The organism is Pseudotabrizicola sp. L79 (assembly GCF_036553525.1).
GTDB lineage: Bacteria > Pseudomonadota > Alphaproteobacteria > Rhodobacterales > Rhodobacteraceae > Pseudotabrizicola.
The window spans coordinates 310,550-336,483 of the sequence record NZ_JAZHDA010000045.1; the positions used below are offsets into that span (position 1 = coordinate 310,550).

Here is a 25,934-nt window from a genome sequence, read left to right on the forward strand (position 1 = left end):
CACCCTTTGCCGACTTTCGCCAACGCGAAGACCGTCAGAGAGCGTCACGTCGAACACACCAAAAAAAGGCGATATGGGTTTGGCCGGGAGATGACCCGGCCAAGATCTGCCGACTTAGGCTTTTTGCCGAGCGTTCGTCGGATCCCACACGGGTTCCGCAAGTAGCGTCAGGGCGCGGCGCTGCCCCATGATGACCACTTCCAATGCACCCGTAGCATCGGGGTTCAGATAAGCAAAGGTCAGGCTTTTGCCTGTCGCATGGCCGAACCCTCCCGAGGTACAAACACCCACCACCTTGTCACCCTGCATCACGGGCTCGCCACCGTAAATGTCGCAATCGGTGGCAGCCACCTCGGCATAGACAAGACGGGTGGCGATGCCGTTCGCGCGCGCGGCCAGGGTGGCGTCGCGGCCCTTGAACGGCCCCTTGTCTGGCGCGAAAAAGCGCTCACTATCCGCCTCGATCAAGGTGATTTCATTTGTCAATTCGGCCCCAAAGCCTCGATAAGCCTTTTCGATACGCAGGGAATTGACCGCATGGCTGCCGAAATCGGCGATCCCATGCGCCTGTCCCTCTGCCCAGATCGCAGCATAAAGCTTGGCAAGCTCTGCCATTGGTGCGTGCAATTCCCACCCCAACTCGCCCACGTAATTGACGCGCAGCGCACGGACAGGGACGCCCGCAATCATGATCTCTTGCCCCGACAGCCATCGAAACGACGGATTGCTCAGGTCTGCGTCGGACAGGGGGGCCAGCACATCACGCGCCTTGGGACCGGCCAGCACAAGCATACCAAAAACATCGGTGACATTGGCGATGGTGACATCATCGCCAGCGGCTGCGGTCAGATGGTCCAGAGCCTGACGTTCACTGCCCGCCCCCGACAACACATAGAACCGATCAGCCCCCAATCGGGTGATGGTCCACTCGCCTTCGATCCGACCAGCGTCAGACAAGACATGGGTCAGATTGATGCCACCTGCCTTTTTCGGCAACTTGTTTGCCGTCAGGCGGTCCAGCAGCGCCTCGGCCCCGGGGCCTGTGACGTCAAATTTGGCAAAGCTTGACAGGTCCATCACCACAACCCTTTCGCGTACAGCGCGGCATTCGGCGGCGACCAGATCAAAGGTATTGGTGCGACGGTGTTGCAGCTTTTCGGCAAAGCCTGCAGGGGCAAAATATTTGGGCCGCTCCCAGCCATAGACTTCGGTAAAGACGGCCCCTTTGGCTTTCAACGTCTCATAAAGCGGGGTGACGCGACTTGGCCGACCAGCCAGAATTTCCCGTCCGGGCAGAGGAGTTTCGAACATGTTGTGATAGTCGTCAAAGCTTTTGGCGCGCGTATAGTCCGCCGTGGCATAGGCCCCGAACCGGCGCGGATCGACGCTAGCCATGTTGATCTCGGCATCGCCATGCACCATCCATTGCGCAAGATACTTGCCACAGCCTGCACCTTGCGCGATCCCGATGGATGACCCGCAGCATTGCCAGAAGTTCGGCACGCCATGCGCCGGGCCGACCAGAGGGTTACCGTCTGGTGTATGAGGAATGGCCCCGTTGATGATGCGCTTGATCCCAGCATTTGCAAAGATCGGCATCCGTTCCAGCGCCTTTTCCAACCAAGGTGAGATGCGGTCGATGTCGCCCTCGAACAGCTCGTTTTCGCTTTGCCATTCGGGAAAACCCCCGCGCGCAGCCCAAGCCTCTTTGGCGCCGAAGTGTTCATAGATGCCCACCAGCCCTGCCTTTTGTTCCTGCCGGTAATAACCCGCAGTGGCCGGGTCGCGCATGACCGGCAATTCAGTATCGATACCCTGAAAGGCCGTCAGCGGTTCTGTCACCAGATACTGGTGTTCCATATTGGTGATCGGTGTTTCAACCCCAAGCCAGGCGCCCACTTCGCGCGCATAGCAGCCACCTGCGTTGACAACATGTTCGCAGATGACATTGCCCTGCTCGGTCATCACCTCGAACTCCCCCGAGGGCAGACGGTTGATGCCAGTCACCCGATTGTGGCGCACGATGGTAGCGCCAAGCTGGCGGGCCCCGACGGCCATCGCGTTGCAAGCACTTGCCGGGTCAACATGGCCATCCATCGTGGTATGCGCCCCTGCCAGCACGCCTGTAATATCCAGCCAGGGGTTCAATTCCTTGATGCGGTCAGGGCCGATGATCTCCATCTGAAAGCCGACATTTGCCGCAAAGCCCGAGACATAGCGGAACCAATCCACCTCTTCCTCTGTTGTTGCCAAACGAACGCCCCCGCATCCATGCCAGCCTGTCGGATGGCCTGTCAGTTCCTCGAGTCGCGGATAGAGGGTGTTCGAATAGTGGTGGATTTTCGCCATGTTGTAATTGCCGATGAACGACGGGCATTGGCCCGCAGCATGCCAGGTCGAACCGCTGGTCAGTTCGCCCTTTTCGATCAGCAGCACATCTTTCCAGCCTTCCTCGGCCAAGTGGTAGGCAAGACCCACCCCCATCATGCCACCACCGACGATCACCACTTTTGCATGGGACTGCATGGTGCGCTCCTTCTTGTTTAACGGATTACCAGATGCCATTTCCCGCCCGCATGCGGTTCTTGGGCAAGATGATGTTATAGGCACCGCGCAGCGCGTCATCGACGCTGTCGCTGATGTGGCGAGGATAGTGGCTCGTCAGGATCTTGCGAACCCGGTCGCGTGCCATCTCGCGGGCATCGCGGGCACCGGCATCTGCCCATTCACTGATGCTGCGACGATCAGCAATTTCGGGATAAAGGTAATCGGTCTTCATCCGGCTAAAGGTTTGCGGGTGCCCCAGATAATGCCCTGCCCCCATCACCACATCGCGCACCACGTCAAAATCCAGCGTGTCTTCGCTGACCTCGACCCCCTTGACCGTGCGCAGGATCGCGCCCAGCAGGTCGTTGTCCAGCACATAGCTTTCCAACACAGTGCCCATCAGGCTGCCCTGCATGCCTGCGCATTCGTGGATCATCGTCGCCCCCGCATGGGCTGCCAGCGAGATTGTGTAACCCTTCTCGCCTCCGGCTTGGGCATCGGGCAGCTTGCTGTCGGTCATCCCGGCCGGCACCGAATTGGGCAGATCGTAAAACCCGGCCATCTGCGCGCAGGCTGCCGACAGCAGCGCCTGCTCACCAGACCCACCAGACATGGCCCCCGTGCGCAGATCAGAGACAAAGGGCCAAGCCGCAAAAATGCCCCGGCAGTCGGGATCAATGATGTTGCACAAGATCAACCCCGCCAGCACCTCGGCGCAGGCCTGAGCCACCGCACCGGCAAGGGCGGCGGGTGCCGTTGCGCCAGCTTGCCCCGCCGAAACCAGCAGAATCGGCATCCCGGCCAGAACTGCGGCCTCTAGCGCATCACAGCTTTCGGTGGCAAAGCGCATCGGGGGCACAACATGGCAGCACACGGCCGTACAGAACGGCCGTTCCCGATGCTTGCCCTCGCCCCCGGCGACCATATCCAGCATAGGCTGGACGGCCCGCACACTGTTGCCATCGGTATAGCTGACGGCAATCGACTTGGTGGTGCCGGAAAGGCAGGCATAAGTGGTGTTGATATCAAGGTCGAGAATCGTATCAGTATCCCGTGCCACGACAGAGCGATGATACCAATGGATATTGTCCAGCCGATCGACCAACCGGGCAATGTCATAAAGATCGGCCACCGTGCTTTCACGATATTTGCCGCTGTCGAAATCCATGATCGTCGGGGCGGCACCACCTGTCCCGGTGTGAACGCGCCGGCCACCGATTTCCATATCGTGGATCGGATCAATGCCGTGCAGCGTGAACTTGCGTCTGGTGCGGGCAATCACATCTTCGACCAGGGCACGGGGAAACCGCAGACGACCGTCATCGTCAACCCGGCATCCGGCCTCGACGGCGCGCCGCTCAAGGCTGGGGGTAACCTGTGAAAGACCAAGATCTTCCAACAGTCGCAGGACAAGTTGATGGACACGCATCATCTCGGCCGATGTCAGCGGTTGATACCGCCCGCCGACCATGCCCGGCGTTATGGGGGGCAGCATCGGCACCGTTTCGACGCCCCCACGCCCACGACGACTGGAACGACGCAGCAAAAGATCGGACATGGCGGCCCCCAAGAGGTGTTTTCATCACTCAGTTGAGACGGAGTCGGGCCGCAGTTCAAACGATCAATTTGAATGCGTGGCATTCATCCAAATCATGCCAAACTGACACTGCCTGCCACCTCATCGCGGATCCACTCCATAAAACCCGCGATAGCCGGCACAGCTGCGCTACCCTCCAATGCACCAGCGTAATACCCCTCGCGTGTTTCAAGGCATTTATCAACGGGACAGACCAGCCGACCATCGGCCAGCATCGCATCGGTGATATAGCTCCAGCCCAGCGCCACCCCCCGCCCGGCCTCAGCAGCCTGCAAGATCATCGGGTAGCTGTTCAGACGCACGCAACGGCGGACCGGCTGCCCCGTCACACCCTGCGTTGCCAGCCATACCGGCCAATCGACCCCGCCCCAGATATTGCCCCCCCCATCCAGATGCAAAAGCGTCTGGTCCAGCATGTCAGAAGGGGTGCGCAACGCAGGATGATTGCGCAGATAGGTCGGGCTGCAAACGGGATAGACCTTCTCTCCGAACAGTAGATGCGTTTGCGCACCCTCCCACTGGCCCCGGCCGTAAAGGATTGCGACATCCACCCCCTCCTGACGCAAATCCATCTTTTGATCGGTGGCCAGAATGCGAAGGTCAATATCTGGGTGGCGGGCACTGAACCTCTCGATCCGGGGCATCAGCCAGAAATAAGAAAAGGCGACAGAAGCAGAGACGGTGATTTGCGGGTTCTCGGCTGAGGCACGCAGGCCGGCAACACATCCACCAATCTCTTGCAGCCCCTGTGTCACCGACGCAAACAATCGCCTTCCCTCAGCGGTCAACTCGATCTCTCGGTGCAGGCGCCGGAACAGCAACAGGCCCAAGTCGTCTTCCAATGACTTGATCTGTCGGCTGACGGCGCTTTGCGTCAGGCATAACTCATTTGCCGCCAGCGTAAAGCTGCTGCGTCGGGCCACCACCTCAAAGGTCTGGAACAGCGACAAGGACGGCAGTCTGGGCTTTTTCAAACAATCCTCCCACAGCGCAATCCACCCCACGGAACAGTAGGGGGGGCACCCGCACAAAGGCAAGGTTGCGTTCATGCGGTGTAGCCGCTGAGAGGCTGGGCCTGATTGCCTATCCTTGGACGCTTAGTCGCGATAGGACGGATCGACGCGATCCAACTGTCGCTTCAAATGGGAAAAATGCTCTTGCGCCATTCCGTTATAGGCGATCCAGCCCTCGGCGGTTTTCTGCGCCACGTCATCAGATAACACGTTCAACGGCTGCCCCGTGGAATAAGCCAGCACCATGGTTTGTGCCGCCTTCTCGAAAAAATAAAGCTTTTCAAAAGCCAGTGCGACGGTTGGAGCCGTAACCGTCACCCCATGGTTGCCCATCATCAAGCAACTGTTCTGGCCCAAGGCATCTGCCAGACGCTCGCCTTCCTCTGCTGCATCGGCAATTCCGCCAAATCCCAGATCAATGCCCACATCGCCCCAGAACCGCGCGGTGTTGTTGTCCAGCGGCTTAAGACTGGGGTCTTTCAGCGTAGACAGTGCCGTTGCATAGGGCGTATGCGCATGCAGCACCACCCGCACATCCGGGCGCAGGCGGTGGATCGTGCCATGCACCGCCCAAGCAGACGCATCAGGCGCGTCTGACCCTTGCATCACACTGTTGTCGGTCGCACCCAGCAACAACAGGTCGCTGGCCCTGATCGAGGCGAAATGCTGCCATTTCCGATTCATCAGAAACGATTTTCCATCGGCACTGACCGCTGCACTAAAGTGGTTGCCCACCGACTCGTGCCAATTCATTTGCGCACATATCCGGAAGGCGGCTGCAAGATCTATGCGCAAGTTGCACAGATCTTCGTCACGAACATCTTGCGCGTAAGGCGCCATCTGGTTCATTTGAAGCGGCCTTTGCTGACCAGTGCGCGATAGGTGGAACGCATCTCGGCGCGGTCGGCATAACACCCACGCAGATACCGCTCGCCGCTTGTGGCGGAATAGGCGGCGCGGCCGTGAACAATACGGTGATTATCAAACACGATACATTCGCCGGCCTTCAGCGTGAACTGCATGATGTATTTATCATTTTGCAGCAGTGTGCCAAAGCGGCAAAAGGCCGGATAGTAATCATCCAGAACGGCCTGCGGCAGATCGATCAGGTCCAGCATGTGCTGGCTGATGGTAAGGCCCGACACTTCGCCATGTTGATCCAGTTCGATGACCCGCTGATACGACCGCATATCGTAGGTGTCATGCTCGCAATAAAACGGGATCTCAACTGTGGACAGCAACTTGAACCCCTCGGGGTCGATGCTGCGAAAATCATTGGCCGCGGCCACGCCGTCTCCAAACAGGTTCAAGCCGCCCTGCACCGAATTGCGACGCATGTGCAGGAACTGCACTCCCGGCGCATGTTCTTCGGCAGGGGTGTCGGTGTGCAGTTCAAGCGCGGCCGAGGTATATGCGGTATTGGTTGGGTTGATATGGGTTCTCACATCAAAGTAATCGCCGAAAAAGGTTGGCCGCACCTGCCCCATGACATTGACCAGCTGCGTCAGCGCCGCATCGGTTTCGGGCATGTTGTCCACAATCGACACACCTTCCACAATCAACGCTTCCAGCCAATCCTTGACCTTGGCCCTATCCGACATCAATTCGGCATGAGTAAAGCGCGCCAATTTTGGGTAGTGATCACCGAACCAGGCGCGGCGCGGCAGATCAGCCGGATCGCGGCGGCGCTGCCCCGTGGCATGGTCCATCAACCACGACAGCGGCATACGAGTGACATGATCCTCTGCCTGCCAACTGATGACCAGTGCCTCGCCCTCGACAAAGGCCTGTTTCGCACAGGGAGGCCGCTCCAAGTGAAAAATGTCAAAAGTCCGCTCGCGCGTCTTGCTGTTGAACGACGTCGGATCATTGTCTCGCAGCCAGTAGTAATTGAAATAGGCGTCGCCACCGGCCAGCGACAGGGTCAATCCCTTGGCACCCAGCGTTACTGCGCTTGGGGTTTGGGTCATCACGTTCATTTCGCATATCCATTTCAACAAGGAAGAGGAGATCTGCGCGGAGAAAAGACCAGCTGGCGGATTCAGAAAAGAGCAGTAAAACTAATCATAACTTTAGCCATAGATTAACTTATGATCCACCTCCCCCCACTTCGGCTTTTGGTGACCTTTGACAGTGTTGCACGACTGCGGTCCATGCAACGCGCGGCCGATGAGTTGAACGTCACTCCCCCAGCTGTGACGCAGGCCATTCGTGCGCTCGAAGATCATATTGGGGTGCCTCTGTTGGACCGCAGCACCAAACCTGCCCGCCTGAATGCAGCGGGAGAGCGGTTGGCCCAGGCCACCCGCGGTGGCATGGGCACCATCGCCGAGATGATCGAAGAGCTCCGGTTCATGGCCGGCCTGACTGGTCAGCATCTGACGGTGTCATGCACCATCGGCATGGCGACCTATTGGCTGATGCCGCGGTTGCCAGATTTCTATGCGAAATTCGATGGCATCACGGTCAACGTGCAGGCCCCACCGTCTGATTTGCCATCTCTGGCTGGCGGCATTGATGTGGCTCTGCGCTACGGCACCAATATCTGGGCAGATGGCGACACAGAGAAGCTGTTTGACGAGATCGTGTGCCCGGTTGGCATTCCGCCCCTGATCAAGCGGATTGAGACAAACCCGGCGCAGTTGTCCACCTCTCCCCTGATCCATGTGCGCACCGGCGCGGCCCGCCATTGGGCCGGGTGGTCAGACTACCTGGCAGCGCGCGCTTTGCCAAAGCCGACGGGCCCATCCCATCAGTTTGACAATTACATCCACGCCGTTCAAGCCGCACTTGACGGTCGTGGCATCATGTTGGGCTTGCAATCCATCACCCAAAGATTTGTGACTGATGGCGCCTTGGTCGAACTGAAGCAAGGCCAGCATAGTTTTGGCACGTCGTATTTTGTGACGACATCGCACAATAGCAAAAGGCGCAAACCCGTAGCCCAGTTTGTCTCTTGGCTGCAAACAATGGCCTCTGTGGCCTAAATTCCTGCTGTGGCTCTGGCAGGCAGGGCGCAGCAACAGCGCCAGTTAAAGCTCTCGCAGGTCAATCAGCCGTGCCCCTGGGCAGGCGCGCAAGGCGATGTCGCACAGATGCTGGTGGTGGGTCAGATAGATCACCTGACCGCTGCGCGACATCTCGGCCAGCAGGGCAAAGGCCTGTTCGGCGCGGGCATCATCAAAGGTTTCCATGATGTCATCGGCAATGAACGGCACCGGGGGGCGCGATTTCGCCAATTCGTGATAGCCCGCGATCCGCAGGGCAAGATACAACTGAAATCGCGTGCCCTTGGACAGATCGGTGGCCAGCTTTGCCCCGCCGTTTGCGGGCAGCGCCACCAGCACTTCGGATGTGTCCTGAGGTTGTGCGGCAAGGCCGGTATAGGCCCCCCGGCTGAGTTGGCGAAAGGCATCCGAGGCGCGGGACAGCATGGCACTGCGATGACTGTCGCGATAGCGGTGCAGCGCCTGTTCAAAGGCCATCAGGCCAAAGCGCTGCGCCAGATGGGTGCGGGCCTGTTCTTTCAACGCGTTCAGCAGATTGGCCCGTTCGCCCGCCAGCCTTGCCACGGCATCATCGCCGCCAATGGCCCGCAAGGCGCGCTGTGCCTCGGTCAGTTCGGCAAAGCGGGTCTCAGACTCGGTGCGCGCCAGTGCTTGGGCGTTTTGCAGACGGGTGGCCTCGGCCTCTAGTGCGGTGGTGTCGCCTTGGGGGGCTGGATGGTGGGCAAGCTCGGCCTCCAACTCGGCAATGTCGTGGCGCAGGTGGCTGGCGCGCAGACATGCGGCCAGATGGTCGGCCAAGCTGCCATCGCCTGACCAGCCCAGCCTGTCACCCAAAGCCTTGCGCTGGCTTTGCTGCGCCTTTGCCTTGGCCTGATCGGTCTCTTGCGCGGCAAGGTCACGGGCCAGATCGGAAGTGATCCGGGCCAACTCGCGCTCGGCCTCTTGCGCGGCGGTCTGGCGGGAAAGAAGATCTGTCCAGGATGTGTCTGTGGGCAGAGACAACGCGCCAAGGATGCTGGCAAGGGCCTGCTGGAAGGCATGGCTGTTGGCTTGCATCTTGGCAATGCGATTGGCCAGATCGGCGCGTTCTGTTTCGGCCTGCCCAAGGTGATCCAGATCGTCGAGCAGGGTGGCAAGACCGCTGTCATCTTCGGCCACGGCCGCAAGGGCGGTGCCGGTGCGGGCCTTGTGCCAAGCCAGACGCCAGTCGGCCAGCGCCTGTTCGGCAGTTGCCAGTTGCGCCTTGCGGTCTGTCAGTTCGGCTTGCAGGTCTGCCAGGTGCCGCGCGGCCTCTTGCCTTTGGGTGGCGGTGTCCAGCCGGGTCAGCGCCTCGGCCCAAAGCCGGGAAAAGCCGGTGTCGGCGGGTATGGCCAGTGCTGCGGCCAGCAGGGTGCCGGCGTCACGCAGCATGTCTTTGGCCTGGCCCAGATTGGCCTCGGCCTCGGTGCGCGCGGCAAGGGCCGTCAGCGCCCGTTGGCGCAGGCCAAGCCAAGGGCCAAGATCGCCGACCCCGGCCCCGGCAAGCCCAAGGCGTGTTGCGCAGTCAGCGATGGTTTGCTCGAACGCCTGTCGGTCGGCTTGGCAGGCGCGCAGCTTGGCTTCGGCCTCGGCCAGGGCGCTGCCAAGGCGCGAAAGCTCGGCCTCGGCGCTGGCTGCGCGCCGCGTTTCGGCCATGGCCTCGGCCAATTGCAGCGTGATCTGATCATCCAGCCGCAGGGCGGTTTCAAAGCTGCGGGCGGTTTCCGGGGTCAGCTTGGCCAGATGGCTGGCCCAGGCCGCTTCGCGCTGTTGGCGCACCTTGGCGGCGTCGGCCAGCGTGGGGGTGCCAGCCGTCTGTGTCTGCGCCTTCAGCTGCGCCGCCGCCAGATCGCTGCGGCGACGATCCAGCATGTCGCAGGCGTCGCGCAGGGCGCGGGCTGTGGCTTGGTCGGTTTGGTCCCAGGCTGCGATTTGCCAAGGTGCGGGCGGGGAAAGGGCCTGAAGGTCTTCGGCAGTGCCGCGCCATGGGGCAAGGGCCAGCAGGGCCTGGGCCAGATCGGCGTTGGCGCGCGAGGCGTCTTGCGTGGCCCGCGTCACGCGGGCCTCGGGGTCGGATTGGCGCAGGCGCGTGATCAGATGCGACAGGCTTTGCAGATCATCGGCGGGGGCGACATCGCCCTGTCTGGCCTGTGCGGTGGCCAGGCGGGTTGCGGCCTTGGCAGCCTCGGCCTGTGCCGCGCCAAGGGCCTGCATCGCCACATCGCGCCGCAGGACAAGGGCGCGCAACTGCGCCATCAGCGGCGGGGCAATCATGTGATCTGCCGCAGCGCCGGTCAGCCCCAGCGCCCGCATCTTGCGATTCTGGCTTGCCGTGATTTCGGCCAGGCGATCATGGCGGCGGGGCAAGTCTTCCAGCGCAGACAGATGCAGCGGATGCAGACCCGCAGCCGCGGCCATCTGGTCTGCCATGGCCAAGATCGCCGGATCGCGGGGCACGGCGGCCTTGCGCCCTTGCAACGCCTCCAACGCCTCGGCGCGGGTGGCAATGCGGCCCTTCAACTCTTGCAAAGCGTGGTCAATCGCCTGCAAGGCGCGGTCATCGGCCTCTGTCGCCGGGGGCAGATGGGCAATCGGGGCAAGCTGGTCGCGCAGCCGTGCCAGCCGCGCCTGTTGTGGCAGAACGGCCAAGGCATCTGTGATCTGTTTCAGCGCGGCATTGGCGCGGGTTTCGGCCTGGCGCGCGGTTTCCCATGCTGTTTCTGCCGCCTTGGCATCGCGTTGCAGCTTTTGCGCGGCACTGGCCGATACGTCCAGATCCCGGCGCATCTTGTCCAGTTCGTGCAGCCGGTCCTTGGCCTGTTTAAGGATGGTGTTGCGCGCCCGTGGTTTGTGAAAGGCGTCGATCTCTTTGCGGATGCTGTCCAACTGGGGCCCAAGGCCCGCCAGCCCGGCACTGGCCGCAAACAGCATTTCGCCCAGATCGCCGCGGCTGGCAAGGATCGAGTCGCCGCCCTGTTCCAGCGTGTCATCATCCAGGGAAAACATCGCGGCATAGCCATCGCGGCCAAGGCCCGAGAGGGCGGATTGCATCACCGCCTCGGGCAGGGCCTGACCATTGGCATCTTGCAGGCTGGGGCCATTGCGCTTGATCCGCACGGCCTCGAGCACGCCGCCGGCATGGGTCAGCCGGGCGCCGATCTGCATTGTGGGGCCGGGGTGCAGAAAGTCATATCCCGTGCGCAAGGGGATGCCATAAAGCAGATCAAGCCAAGCCGAAAACAGCGTGGATTTCCCGGCCTCGTTCGGGCCAAAGATCACATGCAGATCAGGGCCATCCGTGGCGGGGGGCGGAAAGTCAACCCGCGCTTCGGTAAAGCGGCCATAGCGTGTCAGGTCAAGCCGATCCAGCCGCATCAGGCACTCTCGGCCAAGGTCAGCCGCGACAGCAGATCAGCCGTGCCTTCGGCCAGAAGCGATGCACATTCTGCGCGCAAGGCCGTGTCATCATGGCCCAAGAGGTCACGCAATTCGGGCGGCAAGTCTTGCAGCAGGGTGGTTGCCAGATCAGCCAGCGCCGCCATCAGGGCCGGGTCATCTGGCAGGTCGGCGGTCACAAGGGCCACCAGATCTGCGGGCAGCCGCATCTCGGCTGTGTTTGTTGTGTTGGTGGTGTTTTCAACCTTGTCGATCCACAGCCCCGGCATCGCCTCGGCGCAGGCCACGGCCTCTTGGTGCAGTTGATCAAGATCACGCGCAAGGCGAAAGGCCAGCGGTGTGGTGCCGGTCAGATGGGGGCGCAAGACAAGATGATCTTCGGCCCGCGGTTGCCCCCCCGCCCTGCGGATGGCGCCTGTCAGCGCCGAGATGGCCTGCGCCCAATCATCTGCCCCGGTCAGATCAATTCGCAGTCTGTCAAACCGCAACGCGGCCACAGTGTGCTGTTCCAGCGCCAGCCGCCCGTCATCGCCCAGAGTGGCAAGGGTGACCGAAGTGGCCCCGGCCTCGCCAATGTCGCGCCCTTGGGGAATGCCGGGCATGACCACCGTGGCCCGGCCCCGGCATTCGGCGCGTTTGTGAATATGGCCCAGCGCCCAATAATCATAGCCATGCGCGTCGAGGTCGCCGATACTGCACGGGGCATAGACATCGTGCCCCGCCGTGCCGTTCAGGCTGGTGTGCATCATCCCAAGGTTAAAGGCCCCCGCCACCGGGGCAGGATAGCGCGGCAACAGGCTTTCCGGCACGGCGCCTTCGGCAAAGGAAACCCCATGCACGGCGATGCTGTGACCGCCTGCCTCGAACTGTTCGGTCGTGGGTTTGGTGCCAAAGACATGGCACAGGGGCGGTGGCACCAGCTCTTTGCTGATTTTTGAGGCGGCGTCGTGGTTGCCGCGCAAGATAAAGCTGCGAATGCCTGCATCAGACAGGCGGGTCAGTTCCTGTTTCAAAAAGCGCGGCGTCTTGGCCGATGTCTGTGACCCATCCCACAGATCACCGGCAATCACCAAGGCATCGACCGATTGCGCCAGACACAGATCGACGATCCGCGTCAGGGCGGTGCGGCTGGCCACCCCAACCTCGGCCGCCAATGCCGGATCGCGCAGCGCAAGCGACACAAGCGGCGAGTCCAGATGCACATCTGCGGTATGAACGAAACGAAACGCCACTTGCGCGCCACCCAACCCCTGCAACTGCCATCAAAAAATTGACGTTGTCAGATGCTTGCAGGCCCTCAGGTGAAATACAAGGGCCCGCAGGTGGCTTTGACCCGCAAAGCGCGCGGCCCTCACCTCGCTTGGCCCGGCGGGATCAACACCTATGACCAATCTGTCCCTGACTGCACCAGTGCGGCCGCAGGCGCGACTTGCAAAGGCGCCAGAAAGGATCAGAGCAAACGGCCAATTTCTTCCGCGCTGAGGACCTTGCCTGCCGACAGCACTTTTTCATCCACCACCAAGCCGGGCGTAGACATGACCCCATAGGCAGCGATTTCGGCGAAATCAGTGATCTTGACGATTTCAGCCTGTTTGCCTGCCGCCTCTGCGGCGACCTTTGCGTTTTCGCCCAAAGCCACGCATTTCTTACAGCCAGAGCCAAGTATCTTGATGATCATAGTCGTTCCTTTCAGATGAACCAATGTGTGATGACGTTGAAAGTAAAGCCGATTGCGAGGATCCCGGCGGTGACGACACCGGCAAAAGTCGCCAGCAGCGGCAGTTTGACGACGCGTTTCAGCAAGATCAGCGAGGGAAGCGACAATGCAGTGACCGCCATCATGAAAGCCAGAACAGTGCCAAGGCCAACGCCCCTAGCCACCAGCGCCTCTGCAATCGGCAATGTGCCGAAGATGTCGGCATACATCGGGATGCCCAATACCGTTGCAATCGGCACCGCCCACCATTTGTCCTGGCCCAGGAGGGTCGAAATAGCCTCGGCGGGCACCCAGTTATGTATGGCCGCCCCGATGCCGACGCCAATCAGCACATAGGGCCAGACTTTGCGGACAATATCCAGAACCTGATCGCGGGCAAAGATCACCCGCTCAGCCCTAGCCATCGGTTCATCCGAATCCGTGACGGGAACATTGCGCACAAAGGCCGCAACTTGGCTTTCCATCCCCAGCTTGCCGATCAAAGTGCCCCCGACGATCGCAACCAAGAGCCCAACCGCGACATAGGCCAGCGCAATCGGCCAGCTGAAGATCGAGGCCAACAGGATGACAGAAGCCATATCGACCAAGGGGGAAGAGATCAGGAACGAGAACGTCACCCCAAGCGGCAGCCCAGCAGCGGTAAAGCCAATAAACAGCGGAATCGACGAACAAGAACAAAACGGGGTAATGGTTCCCAGAAGTGCGCCAAGGGTGTTTGCGCCAATACCAGACCGCCCCCCCAGAATGCGACGGGTTCGCTCGGGCGGAAAATAGCTTTGCACATAAGAAATCGAGAAGATCAGGACAGACAGCAAGATAAATATCTTGATGACGTCATAGACGAAAAACTGCACTGAAGCGCCGATGCGTGACGCAGGGTCAAGGCCCGCAGCGGCAACCCCTGCCCCGACAGCATCGTTCAGCCATTGCATCCGCAAAAGCTGATCGTTCATCCATGTAAAGATATTCACACGCCCACCTCATCCACCAAGGCTGCGGTCACAAGCGCCCGGACATGCGGCGGCAGGTCTGGCCGCAACCGATAGCGCACCCACTGCGCGTCTCGCCTGTCTGAAACCAGCCCTGCCTGCTTCAATATCTGCATGTGCCGCGACATCCGGCTTTGTGTGGCATCAAGACGGCGCATCAAATCGCAAACACAATGCTCCCCTCCATCGTCAAGAATACGCATCGCCGCAAGTCTTGTGGGTTCGGCAAGTGCGGACAGAACAGTTAGAACCATTGGGTCACCTCAGCTTTTGCGCATTTGCGCATAGGCTGATCAAGGGTGCTTTGATATAGATCAGCACAGCAACAGAAAAACCTAAAAAAGATCGACCAGCCCCTTGGACCATCAGCGAAAATGCAACTTGGGCCAACGCGAGTGGCATGACTTGGATCAATACCGGCAGCAATCAGCCAGTTTAGGCTGTCTGCAAGATCAGGTCGGCAAGCAAAGACGAGGTCATCATGAATGCTTTTGTTCGAATGCTATTTGCGGCGGCCTTGTTGGCCCAACCCCTTGCCGCGCAGCAGCTTTCCGATGTTGCTGGGGCAAGCGATCCGGAGGGTTTGCCCCGAATAGTGGGGGCTGCAATCATCGGCTATGACCAATCAGGCTTCGATGCGTTCGACTTGCCACTGGGGCCGGTTACGTTCAGCGGCGCCGAGCAGTTGCGCACCATTGAAGGCCCACGCACCCGTATCATCTATGTTGTGCCGGGTGACCGCTCCCCACTTGAGGTCATTCGGAATTACCAAGCCGAGTTGGACGATCAGGGGTTCGAGACGGTTTACACTTGCGCCAAACTGGCCTGCGGCCCCGTTTCAGCCATGGTTCGCCATTTCTACCCGCTGGACGGTCGGCTTGAGAACATGGGCCGGATCACACGCAACGCGTTCTCATCGCCACGTGACGATCAACAATACTACGCAGCCAGCAATCCAGAAACGGGGCGGGTCGTCTCTGTCTATGCTGCCTTCGAAACCTTTGACATGCACCCAGAAACCGAAGGCAGGGTGCTGGTACTGCTTGATGTGGTCGAAGGTGCGCCGTTGCAACGGCGGATGGAAACTATCACGGCCCAACAAATGGCCAGCGCACTGGGCGTCGATGGGCGGGTGTCGCTCTATGGCATCCTGTTCGAATATGACAGTGATCGCCTGACCCCATCTTCCGAGCCAACTCTGGCGGAAATCGCGGCTCTGCTTTTGGAGGACCCTGCTTTGATGCTGTTTGTCGTGGGGCACACCGATATGACGGGCAGTTACGAGTACAACATGGATCTCTCGCGTCGCCGTGCAGCAGCCGTGGTGGCGGCGCTGACCAAGAGGTTCGGCGTAGATATGGTTCGCCTCCAGTCGGCTGGGGTTGGCCCGCTTTCCCCTGTCAGCGACAACTTCACCGAAGACGGGCGCGCTCTGAACCGGCGGGTCGAATTGGTGCAACGATAAGCAACGCCCAGTCCCTTGGGCCCAAAACCCTGCAACTGCTGCTCAGGGCAGGGAGGGGACCCTGCCCCGCTTGCCGCTTCAGCCCTTGTTCACCATCTGTGACGCACTCGTGCGCCCTGCTGCGATCCGCTCGGCCTCAAGCGCGGCGATCTTTTCGTCAATATGACGACGATCGGTCATACCATGCGGGTTTTCGCGTGTGGCCATCGTTTCGGCCACATGCAGGAACCGCTCTTGCGCCACAGCATACAGGCGGCGCAATTCGGCCAATGGATCGGAATGGTCATCGGCGCGGATGTCCAGCCAAGCGTAATCCTGATCACGGTAAAGCATAAGGCAAGCCGATTGCTTGCCTCGCTTGTCGCCACCTGCATCTTCTCCGGCCTGCATGGCAATCAGCAAACGTTCGGCCAATGGCTTGTCCATCGCAGCCTGATAGGCGGCCAGCGTGTCGCCAATCACAGCGGGGCCTTCCAGCATATTGCCTGCAACCGAAACACCATCTGCAATCAGATGCCCGCACCAATCCACGCACTTGGCCCCGGTGAAGGCCGCATTGCGCCCCTGTGCGTCGATCAGATGGAACTGGCGGTTGGAGTGACCATCATCGCGATCGGTCAGGATGGGAATGATGGCTTCCGGCGGCGCGCCTGCCTCTAAGAGCCGCAATCCATCCGGGCCATAAGTTGGGTTCACAAATGCCTGTGTTGCAACAGCCCCAACCCGCCCCTTGATGAATGGCACAGCACACCCAACAGCGAAAAAGCGGCTGGCGACAGCAATGCCCAAATGCCCGGTTTGCGGATCGCGCGCGACGATAGAATAGGTCATGGCTTACCGTCCGACAGCATAGGCTTGCATCAAACGAGGCGTGGCGGCGGCACGCAGCAACCCATCGGGGTCACGCCGCGCTGCCGTCATCCGGCCCACCGTCCATGGCTCGGCTTCGGTAATGCGGTGACCGCGCGCACGCAGATCTTTCAGCACCTCGGCTGGAAAGCTTGTCTCTGCCATAATCATCCCTGGCTCGCGTGAGCGCGGGAAAAAGCTGGATGGGAAATGCGAGGAGTGGAACAAGGGCGCGTCAATCGCCTCTTGCAGATTCATGTTATGGTGCACATAGCGCAAGAAAAACACCAGCTGCCATTGGTCTTGCTGATCGCCCCCGGGCGTTCCGAACGACAACTGCGGCACTCCGTCTTTCAGCGCCAGAGAAGGCGTCAGCGTTGTGCGCGGCCGCTTGCCCGGCTCAAGCGATGTTGGAAGACCCGGCTCCAACCAAAACATCTGGGCGCGGCTGTTCAGACAAAAGCCCAGCCCCGGAATGCTTGGTGACGACTGCAACCACCCGCCTGACGGCGTGACCGACACCATGTTCCCCTCATTGTCGATCACATCAATATGGACGGTGTCGCCCTTCTTTTCCGACAGATGCGCCATCGTCGGCTCATACACCGCCTGATCGGTCCGACTGAGCGAATCAAGCAAAGCCATAGTGCGCGCGGCTTGATCCTCATAACCCGGCACGATACCGGGGCGCAGGTCCATGCTGGCAGTTGTTCCGATCAACTTGCGCCGGGCGTCGTTGTAGTCATCCGACAACAATACATCCATCGGGACAGTCGCAAAGTTCGGATCGCCATAATAAACCTCGCGGTCGGCATAGGCCAGTTTCTTGGCTTCGACCACATGGTGAATGAAGTCCGCGCCCATCGGGTCCATCGCTCCAAGGTCAAAACCTTTCAACAGCGCCAGAGCCTGAAGAAAAACAGGCCCTTGGTTCCACGGCCCGCATTTGGCAACCGTCCAGCCCTGATAATCATAGGTCAGCGGCTCCTCGACATGCGCCGCATATCCGGCCAGATCATCGGCCGTCAGTACCGCACGATGGCGCTTGCCCGAGGCATCCATGACCTCGGCTGTCTCCAGATACCCGGCGATCTTTTCCGCCACAAACCCGCGATAGAACGCGTCGCGCGCCGCATCAATCTGGGCTTCGCGCCCATCTTTCGACTCGGCCTCGGCCAAAATGCGGGTCCATGTCCGGGCCAAATCGGGGTTGGTCACATTAGACCACGGGGCGGGTGCCACGCCACCTGGCAGCCATGTGGCATATGAGGTAGGCCATTCTGCGCGGAAGAACTCTGCCAGCCCTGCAATCGTGGCCGCTACGCGCGGCAATACGGGATGTCCTTGTTCAGCATAGTAAATCGCGGGTTCCAGAACCTCGCGCAGGGTCAGGCGACCGTAGTCACGCAGCATCAGCATCCACCCGTCCCAGGCACCGGGGATGACGGTGGCCAGCAGCCCGTCTCCTGGGATCACATCCAAGCCCTCGGCCTTGTAGTGCTCGATCGTGGCCCCGGCGGGCGTGGGCGCTTGGGCGCAGATGACTTCGACCTTGTTCTTGGCCCTGGAGTAGATGATCGCAGGCATATCACCACCCGGGCCGTTCAGGTGCGGCTCGACCACCTGCAAAACAAGCCCTGTGGCCACAGCCGCATCAAAGGCATTCCCCCCCTGTTCAAGGATTTTCATACCAACTGCCGAGGCAATCCAGTGCGTTGAGGTCACAACCCCGAACCGTCCCAGAATTTCGGGGCGTGTGGTGAAAGCTGACATTAGAATCCTCCAGAAACTCAGTGCTCGCGCGGGTCAAGCGCATCGCGCAGCCCGTCGCCCATAAGGTTAAAGCCAATCACCACAAGGAAAATCGCGGCCCCCGGCCAGATGGCCATCCATGGGGCTTGCGACAGAAAGTTTTTTGCGGTGTTCAACATCGATCCCCAGCTTGGCGCAGGCGGTTGCTGGCCCAGCCCAAGGAAGGAAAGCGACGCCTCGGCGATGATTGCCGTGGCAATGGTCAGCGTGGCCTGCACAAGGATCGGCGGCACCACGTTGGGCAGGATATAGCGCAGCATGATCGGGATATGGCCCAATCCAATGGCGCGCGCGCCTTCAACATAATCTTCGGTCTTGACAGCGAGGACCTGGCCACGGGTCAGTCGGATAAAAACCGGAACGGCAGAAAGGCCGATTGCAATCATCGCATTGGTTAGTGACGGGCCGAGAAAGGCCGCCAGGGCAATGGCGAGGATCAGAAACGGCATAGCCAGCAGGGCCTCGGTGCAGCGACTGATGATGGTGTCGGTCCAGCCGCCGAAATACCCGGCAACCAAGCCGAACGGCACCCCGACCACCACGGCGATCAGCACCGAAACAACCCCTGCCAAAAGCGATGCCTGCGCGCCCCAGATCATCCGCGAAAGAATATCGCGCCCGATCTCGTCCGTTCCCATCCAGGCACCAAGAGACGGAGGCTTGCGGATCGCGCCCCAGTCTGTGCCGGCAGGATCAGCTATTGGTAAAACCGGGGCCAAGAGTGCCAGCACCCCAAAAACCAGAACGATACAGGCCCCGACCAGTGCCGATTTGTTTGCGCGCAGCTTTTTCCAGGCGCGGCTTTGGCTTCTTGCCGGAGTGGCAGCTACAGCAGTCATGACGCCGTCCTCAGCTTTGGGTTCAGCAGCACATAAAGCACGTCGGCAAAAAGGTTCATCAGGATAAAGCCAACCGCGGTGCACAAGACAACGCCTTGAACGACGGCGTAGTCGCGGTTGAACACAGCATCGACGATCAACTTGCCAAATCCCGGGATTGTGAAAATCTGTTCCGTCAGGACGGCCCCGGCGAGCAACTCGCCGAACAAAAGCGCTGTCAAGGTGACGACAGGCAACACTGCGTTACGAAACGCATGCTTCAAGACAACCGTCTTCCGGCGCAGACCCTTGGCTTCTGCCGTGCGCACATAATCGGCCTGCAAGACGCCCAGCATCGCCGATCGGGTATGCCTCATCAAGGTGGCCGCAAGTCCAGTTCCCAGCACGAATGCTGGCATGATCATGGTGGTCAGCGATTTGACCGGGTCAACAAACGGGCTTTCATAGCCCGAAGCGGGCAGCCAACCAAGGTTCACCGAGACCAGCAAGATCAGCATGATCCCAAGCCAGAAATTCGGAATGGACAGACCAGACAGCGCCACCACATTGGCAAGCCAATCGACCCAAGTCCCCTTGCGGACAGCCGAAAGTATTCCCGTTGGTATCCCGATCAGCAGCGCGAATAGCATCGACATGATCGCAAGCTGAATCGTCACCGGCAGTTTTTCCGCGATCAACTCCAGAACCGGCTGGTTGGTGCGCAACGAAATACCAAGATCGCCCCGAAGCACATCCCCCGCCCAGTACAAATACTGCATAAGGATCGGATCGTTCATTCGGTACTTCTCGCGCAGGAATGCGATCACCTGCGGATCACGATCTTCGCCAGCCATCACAAGGATCGGATCACCTGGCAGCAGCTTCTGCAGGCTGAACACAAAGATCGACACAAGAACCAGTGTTGGGATCGCAATCAGAATACGGCGCAGGATGAAGGCGAGCATCGAGCCAATCCAGTCACATAAATGAGGGGCAGGATACATGGGGCCGCAGGACCCCATGTGATTTTATCGAGAGCCCGACAGCCAATCGTGCCGGGCGCCAATCGATCATTCCATCGTCACACCGGCCAAGCGGATCATGCCGTCGGGATAGGCCGTGAACCCTTTGACCTTGTTCGACATCGCCCACAGCCAGGTCTGATGGTAGAGGTAGATGATCGGCAGCTCTTCGCGCAAAATGGCATTGGCGGCATCATAGCTAGCCTTACGCTCTGCTTGATCGGTGGACGTACGGGCCTTGTTCAGCAGGGCGTCCACTTCTTCCGAGCAAAACTTGGCGTCGTTCAAGCCACCGCTACAGGTCATGAAGGAATGGATGTTGCCGTCTGGGTCCGTCCGGCCCGACCAGCCCACCTGCGTTGCTTCGTAGTTGCCTGCCGATTGTTCATTCAGCATCGTTGCGAATTCGGTCGCTTGCAGCGAGATGTCGATCCCGGCTTCAGCAGCCATCGCCTGAACCACCTGCATCAGTTGCAGCTGCACCGGGTTATTGGCCACTTGAATTTCCATCTTGATGCCGTCAAGCCCGGCTTCTTTCAGCAACGCCTTGGCGGCTTCGACATCGCGCGCCTGGATCGGGTTGGTCTGGTCATACCACGGCGAGGTGGGCGGAAACGGCTGGTTGCCCGGTGCATACACCCCCTCGAACACCACCTGATTGATCACGTCACGGTCAATTGCAAGCGACAGGGCCTGACGTACGCGCTTGTCCTTGCCAAACGGAGTTTCCGACCGCGCGCCATTATTCACGTTCACGGTGATGCCCTGATAGCCAAGGCTGGTAGCTGCGGAAAAAGCAAGGCCACCATCCGCTTTCACTGCAGCAACGTCAGAGGGCGCAAGCCGCTCTAGCATATCCAGATCACCCGAGCGCAGGTTTGCGAGGCGCACAGTGGTATCGGGAATGGGCAGGAAGATGAGCCGATCAAAACTGTAATTGGCGGCATCATAATGCTCGGCAAACTTCTCAAGAACGATACGGTCCTGCGCAATACGCTCGACGAACTTGTAAGGGCCAGAACAGACAGGGCTATTCGCCAGTTCAAGACCTTGCGCAGCGGCAGCCGTTGGCGAGATCATCATGCCGGCGCGATCCGAAAGCTGCGCGATCAGCGTGGCGTCGGGCGAGGACAGTGTAAAGGTCACCTCATGCGGGCCAGTTGCCTCAACCGTTTCAACCGAGGCCAGTTCTGACTGACGGCGGCTTTCCGGCAGCGTTTTCGACCGCTCGATATTTGCAACCACGGCGGCTGCGTCGAACGGCGTGCCATCATGGAAGGTGGCGTCGGTCCGCAGTTGCATGGTCAGGGTCTTGCCCTCATTCGACCACTCCCACGCGGTTGCAAGCTCGGGCACGAAGTCAAGCTCTGGCGTGATGTTCACCAGCTTGTCGCACAGCGACTCAAACACAATCCGGCCTACAAAGGTGCGGGCCTGATCAGTATCCAAGGCATCCGGATCTTCCTGAAGGCCGATCCGAAGGTCGGCCGCATGGGCCGACGTCGTCAATGCGACCGACGCCAAAAGCGCCGTCATCAGCTTTTTGATCGTCATGGGGTGGTCTCCTTGTTGATGGTCTTGTTATGGATTTCCGTCGCGGCGCGATACATCGCAAAGCGCTTCTCGGCGGCAGGGCTGCGAGACCCGGTATTTGCCATCGGCAAAACAGGGCGGGGCAGATCTTCGGCGTGGTGACAGGCCACCTGATGTCCGGCGCCTTTCAGTACCGGGGCCGTTGTCCGGCACAGATCGGTCACATAGGGGCAACGGGTATGGAATTTGCAGCCCGCCGGTGGGTTGGCCGGCGAAGGAATATCACCGCCCAAAACAGTGCGATCACTGCTTTGGCCGGGCACAGGAACGGGAATCGCCGCCAAGAGCGCCTGAGTATAGGGGTGCTTTGGGGTCGTGAACAAAGCCTCTGTATCGGCCTGCTCGACCACCTCACCCAGATACATGACGGCAATTCGGTCGCTCATGTGACGGATCACAGCCAGATCATGCGCAATGATCACCAACGTCAAGCCAAGATCACGCTTGAGGTCTTCTAGCAAATTGACAATCTGCGCTTGTACCGAGACATCCAGCGCAGAAACAGGCTCATCCCCGACCAAGAGTTTCGGGCCCGAGGCCAGGGCACGCGCGATGCAGATCCGCTGCCGCTGCCCACCAGAAAACTCGTGCGGGTAGCGATCTGCCATTTCCGGGCGCAAGCCTACCCGGGTCATCAGATCGGCCACTTTCTGTCGGCGCTCAGCCGCAGTCATCGTGCTGTGCACTCGCAACGGCTCGCCAATGATCGCCTCAACGCTCATGCGTGGGTTCAGCGACGAGAACGGGTCTTGAAAGACGAATTGCAGGTCACACCGCAAGGCGCGCAGGCTGGCTGCATTCAGCGTGGTCAGGTCTTGTCCTTCGTAGATCACCTGCCCTTCGCTGGCATCAATCAGGCGCAACAACAGTCGGGCAAGGGTGGATTTCCCACATCCGGATTCACCAACGACCGCAAAGGTTTCACCACGCCGTACAGACAGCGAAACACCGTTCACGGCATGAATGGTCGAGCTTTTGGCAAACAAACCGCCGCCAATCGTGAAACGACGGTGCAGGCCACGAGCTTCAAGGATGATCTCTCTCATGCAGCCCCCACCATCGCCTCTAGGGGCGCGCGCAGGCAGGCAACAGACTGCCCATCTGCGACCAGCCTCAATTCAGGCCGGATCGTGCTGCAAGCAGCCTCGGCAAAGGGGCAGCGCGTGGCGAAGCGGCAACCCGCAGGCATGGCTGTTGGCAAAGGCACCGACCCGGGAATCGTCAGCAATCGACCCTGGCGCCCAGCGAGGGCCGGCATCGACCCCATCAACCCCAAGGTATAGGGATGCTGTGGCTCTGAAAAAACCTGCCCAACAGGCCCGCTTTCCACAATGCGGCCTGCATACATCACGGCCACATCATCCGCGATTTCGGCCACCACGCCCAAATCATGCGTAATCATCAGCAACGCCGCGCCGGTTTCGTCTTGCAATTCGCGCATCAGATCAAGGATTTGCGCCTGAATGGTCACATCAAGCGCAGTCGTCGGCTCATCGGCAATCAACAGGGCTGGATCATTCGCCAAAGCCATCGCAATCATCACACGTTGGCGCATCCCCCCCGAAAGCTGGTGCGGATATTCATCCAACCGCTTTTCAGCCGCAGGCATCCGCACCTTGCGGAACATCTCCAGCGCACGGTCACGGGCTTCGGCCTCGCTGCACGGCTTGTGCCGCCTTACGGTTTCGGTCACTTGATGACCCACAGTGAAAGCCGGGTTCAGACTTGTCATCGGTTCCTGAAAGATCATCGCGATACGGTCACCGCGCAGATCTTCCATGTCGTGGCGTTGCAGCGCCAACAAATCCTGGCCCCGAAACAGCACAGAGCCCCGCGTGATAGTGGCCGCACGTTTGGACAACAGCCCCATGATCGCCATTGAGGTCACCGACTTGCCACAGCCGGACTCCCCAACAAGGCACATGGTCTTGCCCGGTGCGATCGAAAAGCTGACATTGTCGATCAGATCAACTGGCTGCCCCCGAAACCGGATAGACAGATCCTGAACATCAAGGATGGGCTCAGCAGGCGTCATCAAGGGCCTCCGAGGATGTCAGCCGCAACATGCCATCGTTCAATGCGCCGATGTGGGCCCGCATGGCCCGCCCTGCGCGAACTGGGTCATGTGCGGCGATCGCATCAACAAGATCACGATGCTGTTGCGCATAGAGGGCAAGGTTCGCACGGCTCCGCGCCCGTTCGCGCAGCGACCGCCAGGCATCATCAAGACGGGCACGATCAATCGAGTCGAAAATGATCATGAAGAACCGGTTGCCCGCGGCCCGCGCGATTTCGCGATGCAGGGCGGAATCCCACAATTCGCGACCGTCAGCATCGTCTGTGGCCTCTAGCCGGACAAGGATGTCACGCATCCGCGCCACTGCCGCCGATGACGCCCGCAGCGCTGCAAGCTGTGCCAATTGCGGTTCAATCCGCAATCTCACCTCCATGACCTCGGAGAAATTCGCCTCCGGGGCCTCTGTCTCGCCCAGCGTATCTGGGCGCGGGCCAGCAAAGGTGCCCGCGCCCTGTCGCCGCCAAACCAGCCCTTCCGCCTCCAGCACCTCAAGCGCACGCCGCACTGAACGCCGACTGATACCCAGCGTTTCTGCCAAACTCCGCTCGGTCGGGATCTTGGTGTCTCCAGTCGCCGGGATATCGCGCAACATCGCCCGCAGCCGTTCTAGCGCAAGCGAAGAGTTGTCTTGACCACGATCGATCATGCCGGACCTTTTGAACCAATTAATGGTTATCCAACTAATGGTTCGCAGCGTCATCCTGACAAGATAGAAAATTCAAATCAGATCAAATCAAAGATAAACACGGGGTAGCGTCACAGTTTTTGCCTACTTTTTAGGCATACTCATGTTTCCCCGAGGCGCTCCTCCTCTCAAATACTGCGCCAGAATGGAATCGAACATTCGAATTGGTCCGCATCTGCGCGGCAGCATACGAAGGGGTTGCAGCCGGGTGGCTTGCGAAGACACTGATACCGACCCAACCAAAAGGCTTGAAAAGCGGCACGCCCCTTTTGCGCCCCGCCAAGGATCCGCAACCCGTAATCACGTCTTGCCCAGGATCACCTGCTCGGTCTTAGCGGGGCCGATATCAGCCTGAAAACGTGCCACATCTTCAGCGGTTGCGCCCGTCACAGCCGTTCAGCAGATTGCCACCAACACCGCATCTCAACTTGCGATCATGCGCGGATGGCGGCTTCCAGTTCCACGCCGGGAAAGCCTTGGCACAGCGCCAGCACCTGATCTTCTGACGCCATCAGGCATGCGGCCGTCGAAAGCGCATCGGCAAGCGCGGCCGAGGGCGCGCTGATGCTGATCGTATGCCAGTGGAACCCGGCCGACCTGCCCGCGGCCGGATCGAAGATATGGCTGTGGGCCTGTCCGGGCCCAAAGGTCATGCCAAAGGGCGACGACGTGGCGAGCGCGCGGCCCCGCAGGTTCACGCGGCCTGCGCCCTGCACTTTGACAGGCCAGGCACGCCCCGGCAGGGCAACCATTTCGCCCGTGTCGATCAAGGCGTCGGTCAGGCCGTTTTCGGCCAGAAGCTGGGCCGTGCGATCCGCGATATAGCCCTGGGCAATGCCATTCAGCGTCAGCGCCTGGCCCGCGCGCAGGGTGATGGCCTGCGATGCGACCGCCACATCGTGCCACCCGATCAACGCAATGGCATCTGCCCTTTCGCGGTCGGTCAACGGGGTTGCACGTTGGGCGGCGGCGGCTTCGGCGGCCCAAAGCGGCTGGATGGTCGGATCAAACCGCCCCGCACTGGCGCGATAAACACGGTCAACCTGAGACAGGCATTCCAGCAGCTCAAAGGGTGGCGCGTCCAGCCTTGCCCGCGCATTCAGCTGTGACAGGGACGAGTCGGGCAGATAGAGGCTGAAAATCCTTTCAAGCCTGCGGATTTCGGCCAGCGCAAGGGCAGCAAGGGCCGGCGCATCCGGATGCGTCAGCCGCAGCGTGACCTTGGCCCCCAGTGCCACGGCTGTTTCAACATGGGTCTGGGCCAGCGCGGCCCCCGGCAACAGGGTTGCCACAGCGGAAATCGTCAGAAAACGACGGCGGGACAGCAT

21 protein-coding genes are annotated in these 25,934 nt (G+C 60.2%); 2 read left to right on the forward strand and 19 right to left on the reverse strand.

Annotation, left to right across the window (positions count from 1 at the left end):
- Nucleotides 1-114: 114 nt before the first annotated feature.
- From V3C85_RS07395 to V3C85_RS07415, 5 genes are all read right to left on the reverse strand, one after another.
- On the reverse strand, nucleotides 115-2,526 hold the full coding sequence (locus tag V3C85_RS07395) for an FAD-dependent oxidoreductase (protein ID WP_331794445.1): 2,412 nt from the start codon (nucleotides 2,524-2,526) through the stop codon (nucleotides 115-117).
- Between the two features lie 25 nt (nucleotides 2,527-2,551).
- On the reverse strand, nucleotides 2,552-4,105 hold the full coding sequence (locus tag V3C85_RS07400; RefSeq protein ID WP_331794446.1) for a trimethylamine methyltransferase family protein: 1,554 nt from the start codon (nucleotides 4,103-4,105) through the stop codon (nucleotides 2,552-2,554).
- A gap of 92 nt (nucleotides 4,106-4,197) precedes the next feature.
- Complete coding sequence (locus V3C85_RS07405; RefSeq protein ID WP_331794447.1) at nucleotides 4,198-5,118, reverse strand: LysR substrate-binding domain-containing protein; 921 nt, start codon at nucleotides 5,116-5,118, stop codon at nucleotides 4,198-4,200.
- Nucleotides 5,119-5,241: 123 nt separating this feature from the next.
- Nucleotides 5,242-6,006, reverse strand: coding sequence for a class II aldolase/adducin family protein (locus tag V3C85_RS07410; protein WP_331794448.1), 765 nt, complete (start codon nucleotides 6,004-6,006; stop codon nucleotides 5,242-5,244).
- Nucleotides 6,003-7,136, reverse strand: coding sequence for a TauD/TfdA family dioxygenase (locus tag V3C85_RS07415; protein ID WP_331794449.1), 1,134 nt, complete (start codon nucleotides 7,134-7,136; stop codon nucleotides 6,003-6,005). Before V3C85_RS07415 ends, V3C85_RS07410 begins: the two co-directional genes overlap by 4 nt.
- A 111-nt stretch (nucleotides 7,137-7,247) precedes the next feature.
- On the opposite strand from V3C85_RS07415, the gene V3C85_RS07420 reads away from it, so the two are divergent.
- The gene (locus V3C85_RS07420; protein WP_331794450.1) at nucleotides 7,248-8,144 is read left to right on the forward strand and encodes a LysR substrate-binding domain-containing protein; all 897 of its coding nucleotides are present in this window, start codon (nucleotides 7,248-7,250) and stop codon (nucleotides 8,142-8,144) included.
- 45 nt (nucleotides 8,145-8,189) lie between these two features.
- Here V3C85_RS07420 and V3C85_RS07425 read toward each other — a convergent pair whose 3' ends face one another.
- From V3C85_RS07425 to V3C85_RS07445, 5 genes are all read right to left on the reverse strand, one after another.
- A complete protein-coding gene (locus V3C85_RS07425) occupies nucleotides 8,190-11,558 on the reverse strand; it encodes an ATP-binding protein (protein ID WP_331794451.1) in 3,369 nt (1,122 codons plus the stop codon).
- Nucleotides 11,558-12,811 (reverse strand): metallophosphoesterase family protein, encoded by a 1,254-nt coding sequence (locus V3C85_RS07430; RefSeq protein ID WP_331794452.1) that lies wholly within the window; start codon nucleotides 12,809-12,811, stop codon nucleotides 11,558-11,560. The genes V3C85_RS07425 and V3C85_RS07430 overlap by 1 nt, the downstream gene beginning before the upstream one ends.
- Nucleotides 12,812-13,029: 218 nt before the next feature.
- A complete protein-coding gene (locus V3C85_RS07435; protein WP_331794453.1) occupies nucleotides 13,030-13,257 on the reverse strand; it encodes a thioredoxin family protein in 228 nt (75 codons plus the stop codon).
- Nucleotides 13,258-13,268: 11 nt separating this feature from the next.
- The gene (locus V3C85_RS07440; RefSeq protein ID WP_331794454.1) at nucleotides 13,269-14,267 is read right to left on the reverse strand and encodes a permease; all 999 of its coding nucleotides are present in this window, start codon (nucleotides 14,265-14,267) and stop codon (nucleotides 13,269-13,271) included.
- Nucleotides 14,264-14,539: an ArsR/SmtB family transcription factor gene (locus V3C85_RS07445; RefSeq protein WP_331794455.1), complete on the reverse strand. Its 276-nt coding sequence runs from the start codon at nucleotides 14,537-14,539 to the stop codon at nucleotides 14,264-14,266. Before V3C85_RS07445 ends, V3C85_RS07440 begins: the two co-directional genes overlap by 4 nt.
- Nucleotides 14,540-14,766: 227 nt before the next feature.
- Here V3C85_RS07445 and V3C85_RS07450 point away from each other — a divergent pair, with 227 nt between their 5' ends.
- A complete protein-coding gene (locus tag V3C85_RS07450; protein WP_331794456.1) occupies nucleotides 14,767-15,750 on the forward strand; it encodes an OmpA family protein in 984 nt (327 codons plus the stop codon).
- Between the two features lie 78 nt (nucleotides 15,751-15,828).
- Here the strand turns inward: V3C85_RS07450 and V3C85_RS07455 are convergent, their stop codons facing one another.
- From V3C85_RS07455 to V3C85_RS07495, 9 genes are all read right to left on the reverse strand, one after another.
- Nucleotides 15,829-16,581, reverse strand: coding sequence for a DUF1028 domain-containing protein (locus V3C85_RS07455; protein ID WP_331794457.1), 753 nt, complete (start codon nucleotides 16,579-16,581; stop codon nucleotides 15,829-15,831).
- A gap of 3 nt (nucleotides 16,582-16,584) precedes the next feature.
- Nucleotides 16,585-18,372 carry a gamma-glutamyltransferase family protein gene (locus V3C85_RS07460; RefSeq protein WP_331794458.1) on the reverse strand — a complete coding sequence of 596 codons (1,788 nt, stop codon included), beginning with the start codon at nucleotides 18,370-18,372 and terminating at the stop codon, nucleotides 16,585-16,587.
- 17 nt (nucleotides 18,373-18,389) lie between these two features.
- On the reverse strand, nucleotides 18,390-19,250 hold the full coding sequence (locus V3C85_RS07465; protein ID WP_331794459.1) for an ABC transporter permease: 861 nt from the start codon (nucleotides 19,248-19,250) through the stop codon (nucleotides 18,390-18,392).
- Nucleotides 19,247-20,194 carry an ABC transporter permease gene (locus tag V3C85_RS07470; RefSeq protein ID WP_331794460.1) on the reverse strand — a complete coding sequence of 316 codons (948 nt, stop codon included), beginning with the start codon at nucleotides 20,192-20,194 and terminating at the stop codon, nucleotides 19,247-19,249. The genes V3C85_RS07465 and V3C85_RS07470 overlap by 4 nt, the downstream gene beginning before the upstream one ends.
- Nucleotides 20,195-20,299: 105 nt before the next feature.
- Complete coding sequence (locus tag V3C85_RS07475; RefSeq protein ID WP_331794461.1) at nucleotides 20,300-21,805, reverse strand: ABC transporter substrate-binding protein; 1,506 nt, start codon at nucleotides 21,803-21,805, stop codon at nucleotides 20,300-20,302.
- On the reverse strand, nucleotides 21,802-22,890 hold the full coding sequence (locus tag V3C85_RS07480; protein ID WP_331794462.1) for an ABC transporter ATP-binding protein: 1,089 nt from the start codon (nucleotides 22,888-22,890) through the stop codon (nucleotides 21,802-21,804). The genes V3C85_RS07475 and V3C85_RS07480 overlap by 4 nt, the downstream gene beginning before the upstream one ends.
- On the reverse strand, nucleotides 22,887-23,879 hold the full coding sequence (locus V3C85_RS07485) for an ABC transporter ATP-binding protein (RefSeq protein ID WP_331794463.1): 993 nt from the start codon (nucleotides 23,877-23,879) through the stop codon (nucleotides 22,887-22,889). The genes V3C85_RS07480 and V3C85_RS07485 overlap by 4 nt, the downstream gene beginning before the upstream one ends.
- The gene (locus tag V3C85_RS07490) at nucleotides 23,866-24,567 is read right to left on the reverse strand and encodes a FadR/GntR family transcriptional regulator (RefSeq protein WP_331794464.1); all 702 of its coding nucleotides are present in this window, start codon (nucleotides 24,565-24,567) and stop codon (nucleotides 23,866-23,868) included. The genes V3C85_RS07485 and V3C85_RS07490 overlap by 14 nt, the downstream gene beginning before the upstream one ends.
- Before the next feature lie 473 nt (nucleotides 24,568-25,040).
- Entirely contained in the window at nucleotides 25,041-25,934 is an 894-nt protein-coding gene (locus V3C85_RS07495) for an FAD:protein FMN transferase (RefSeq protein WP_331794465.1), read from the reverse strand.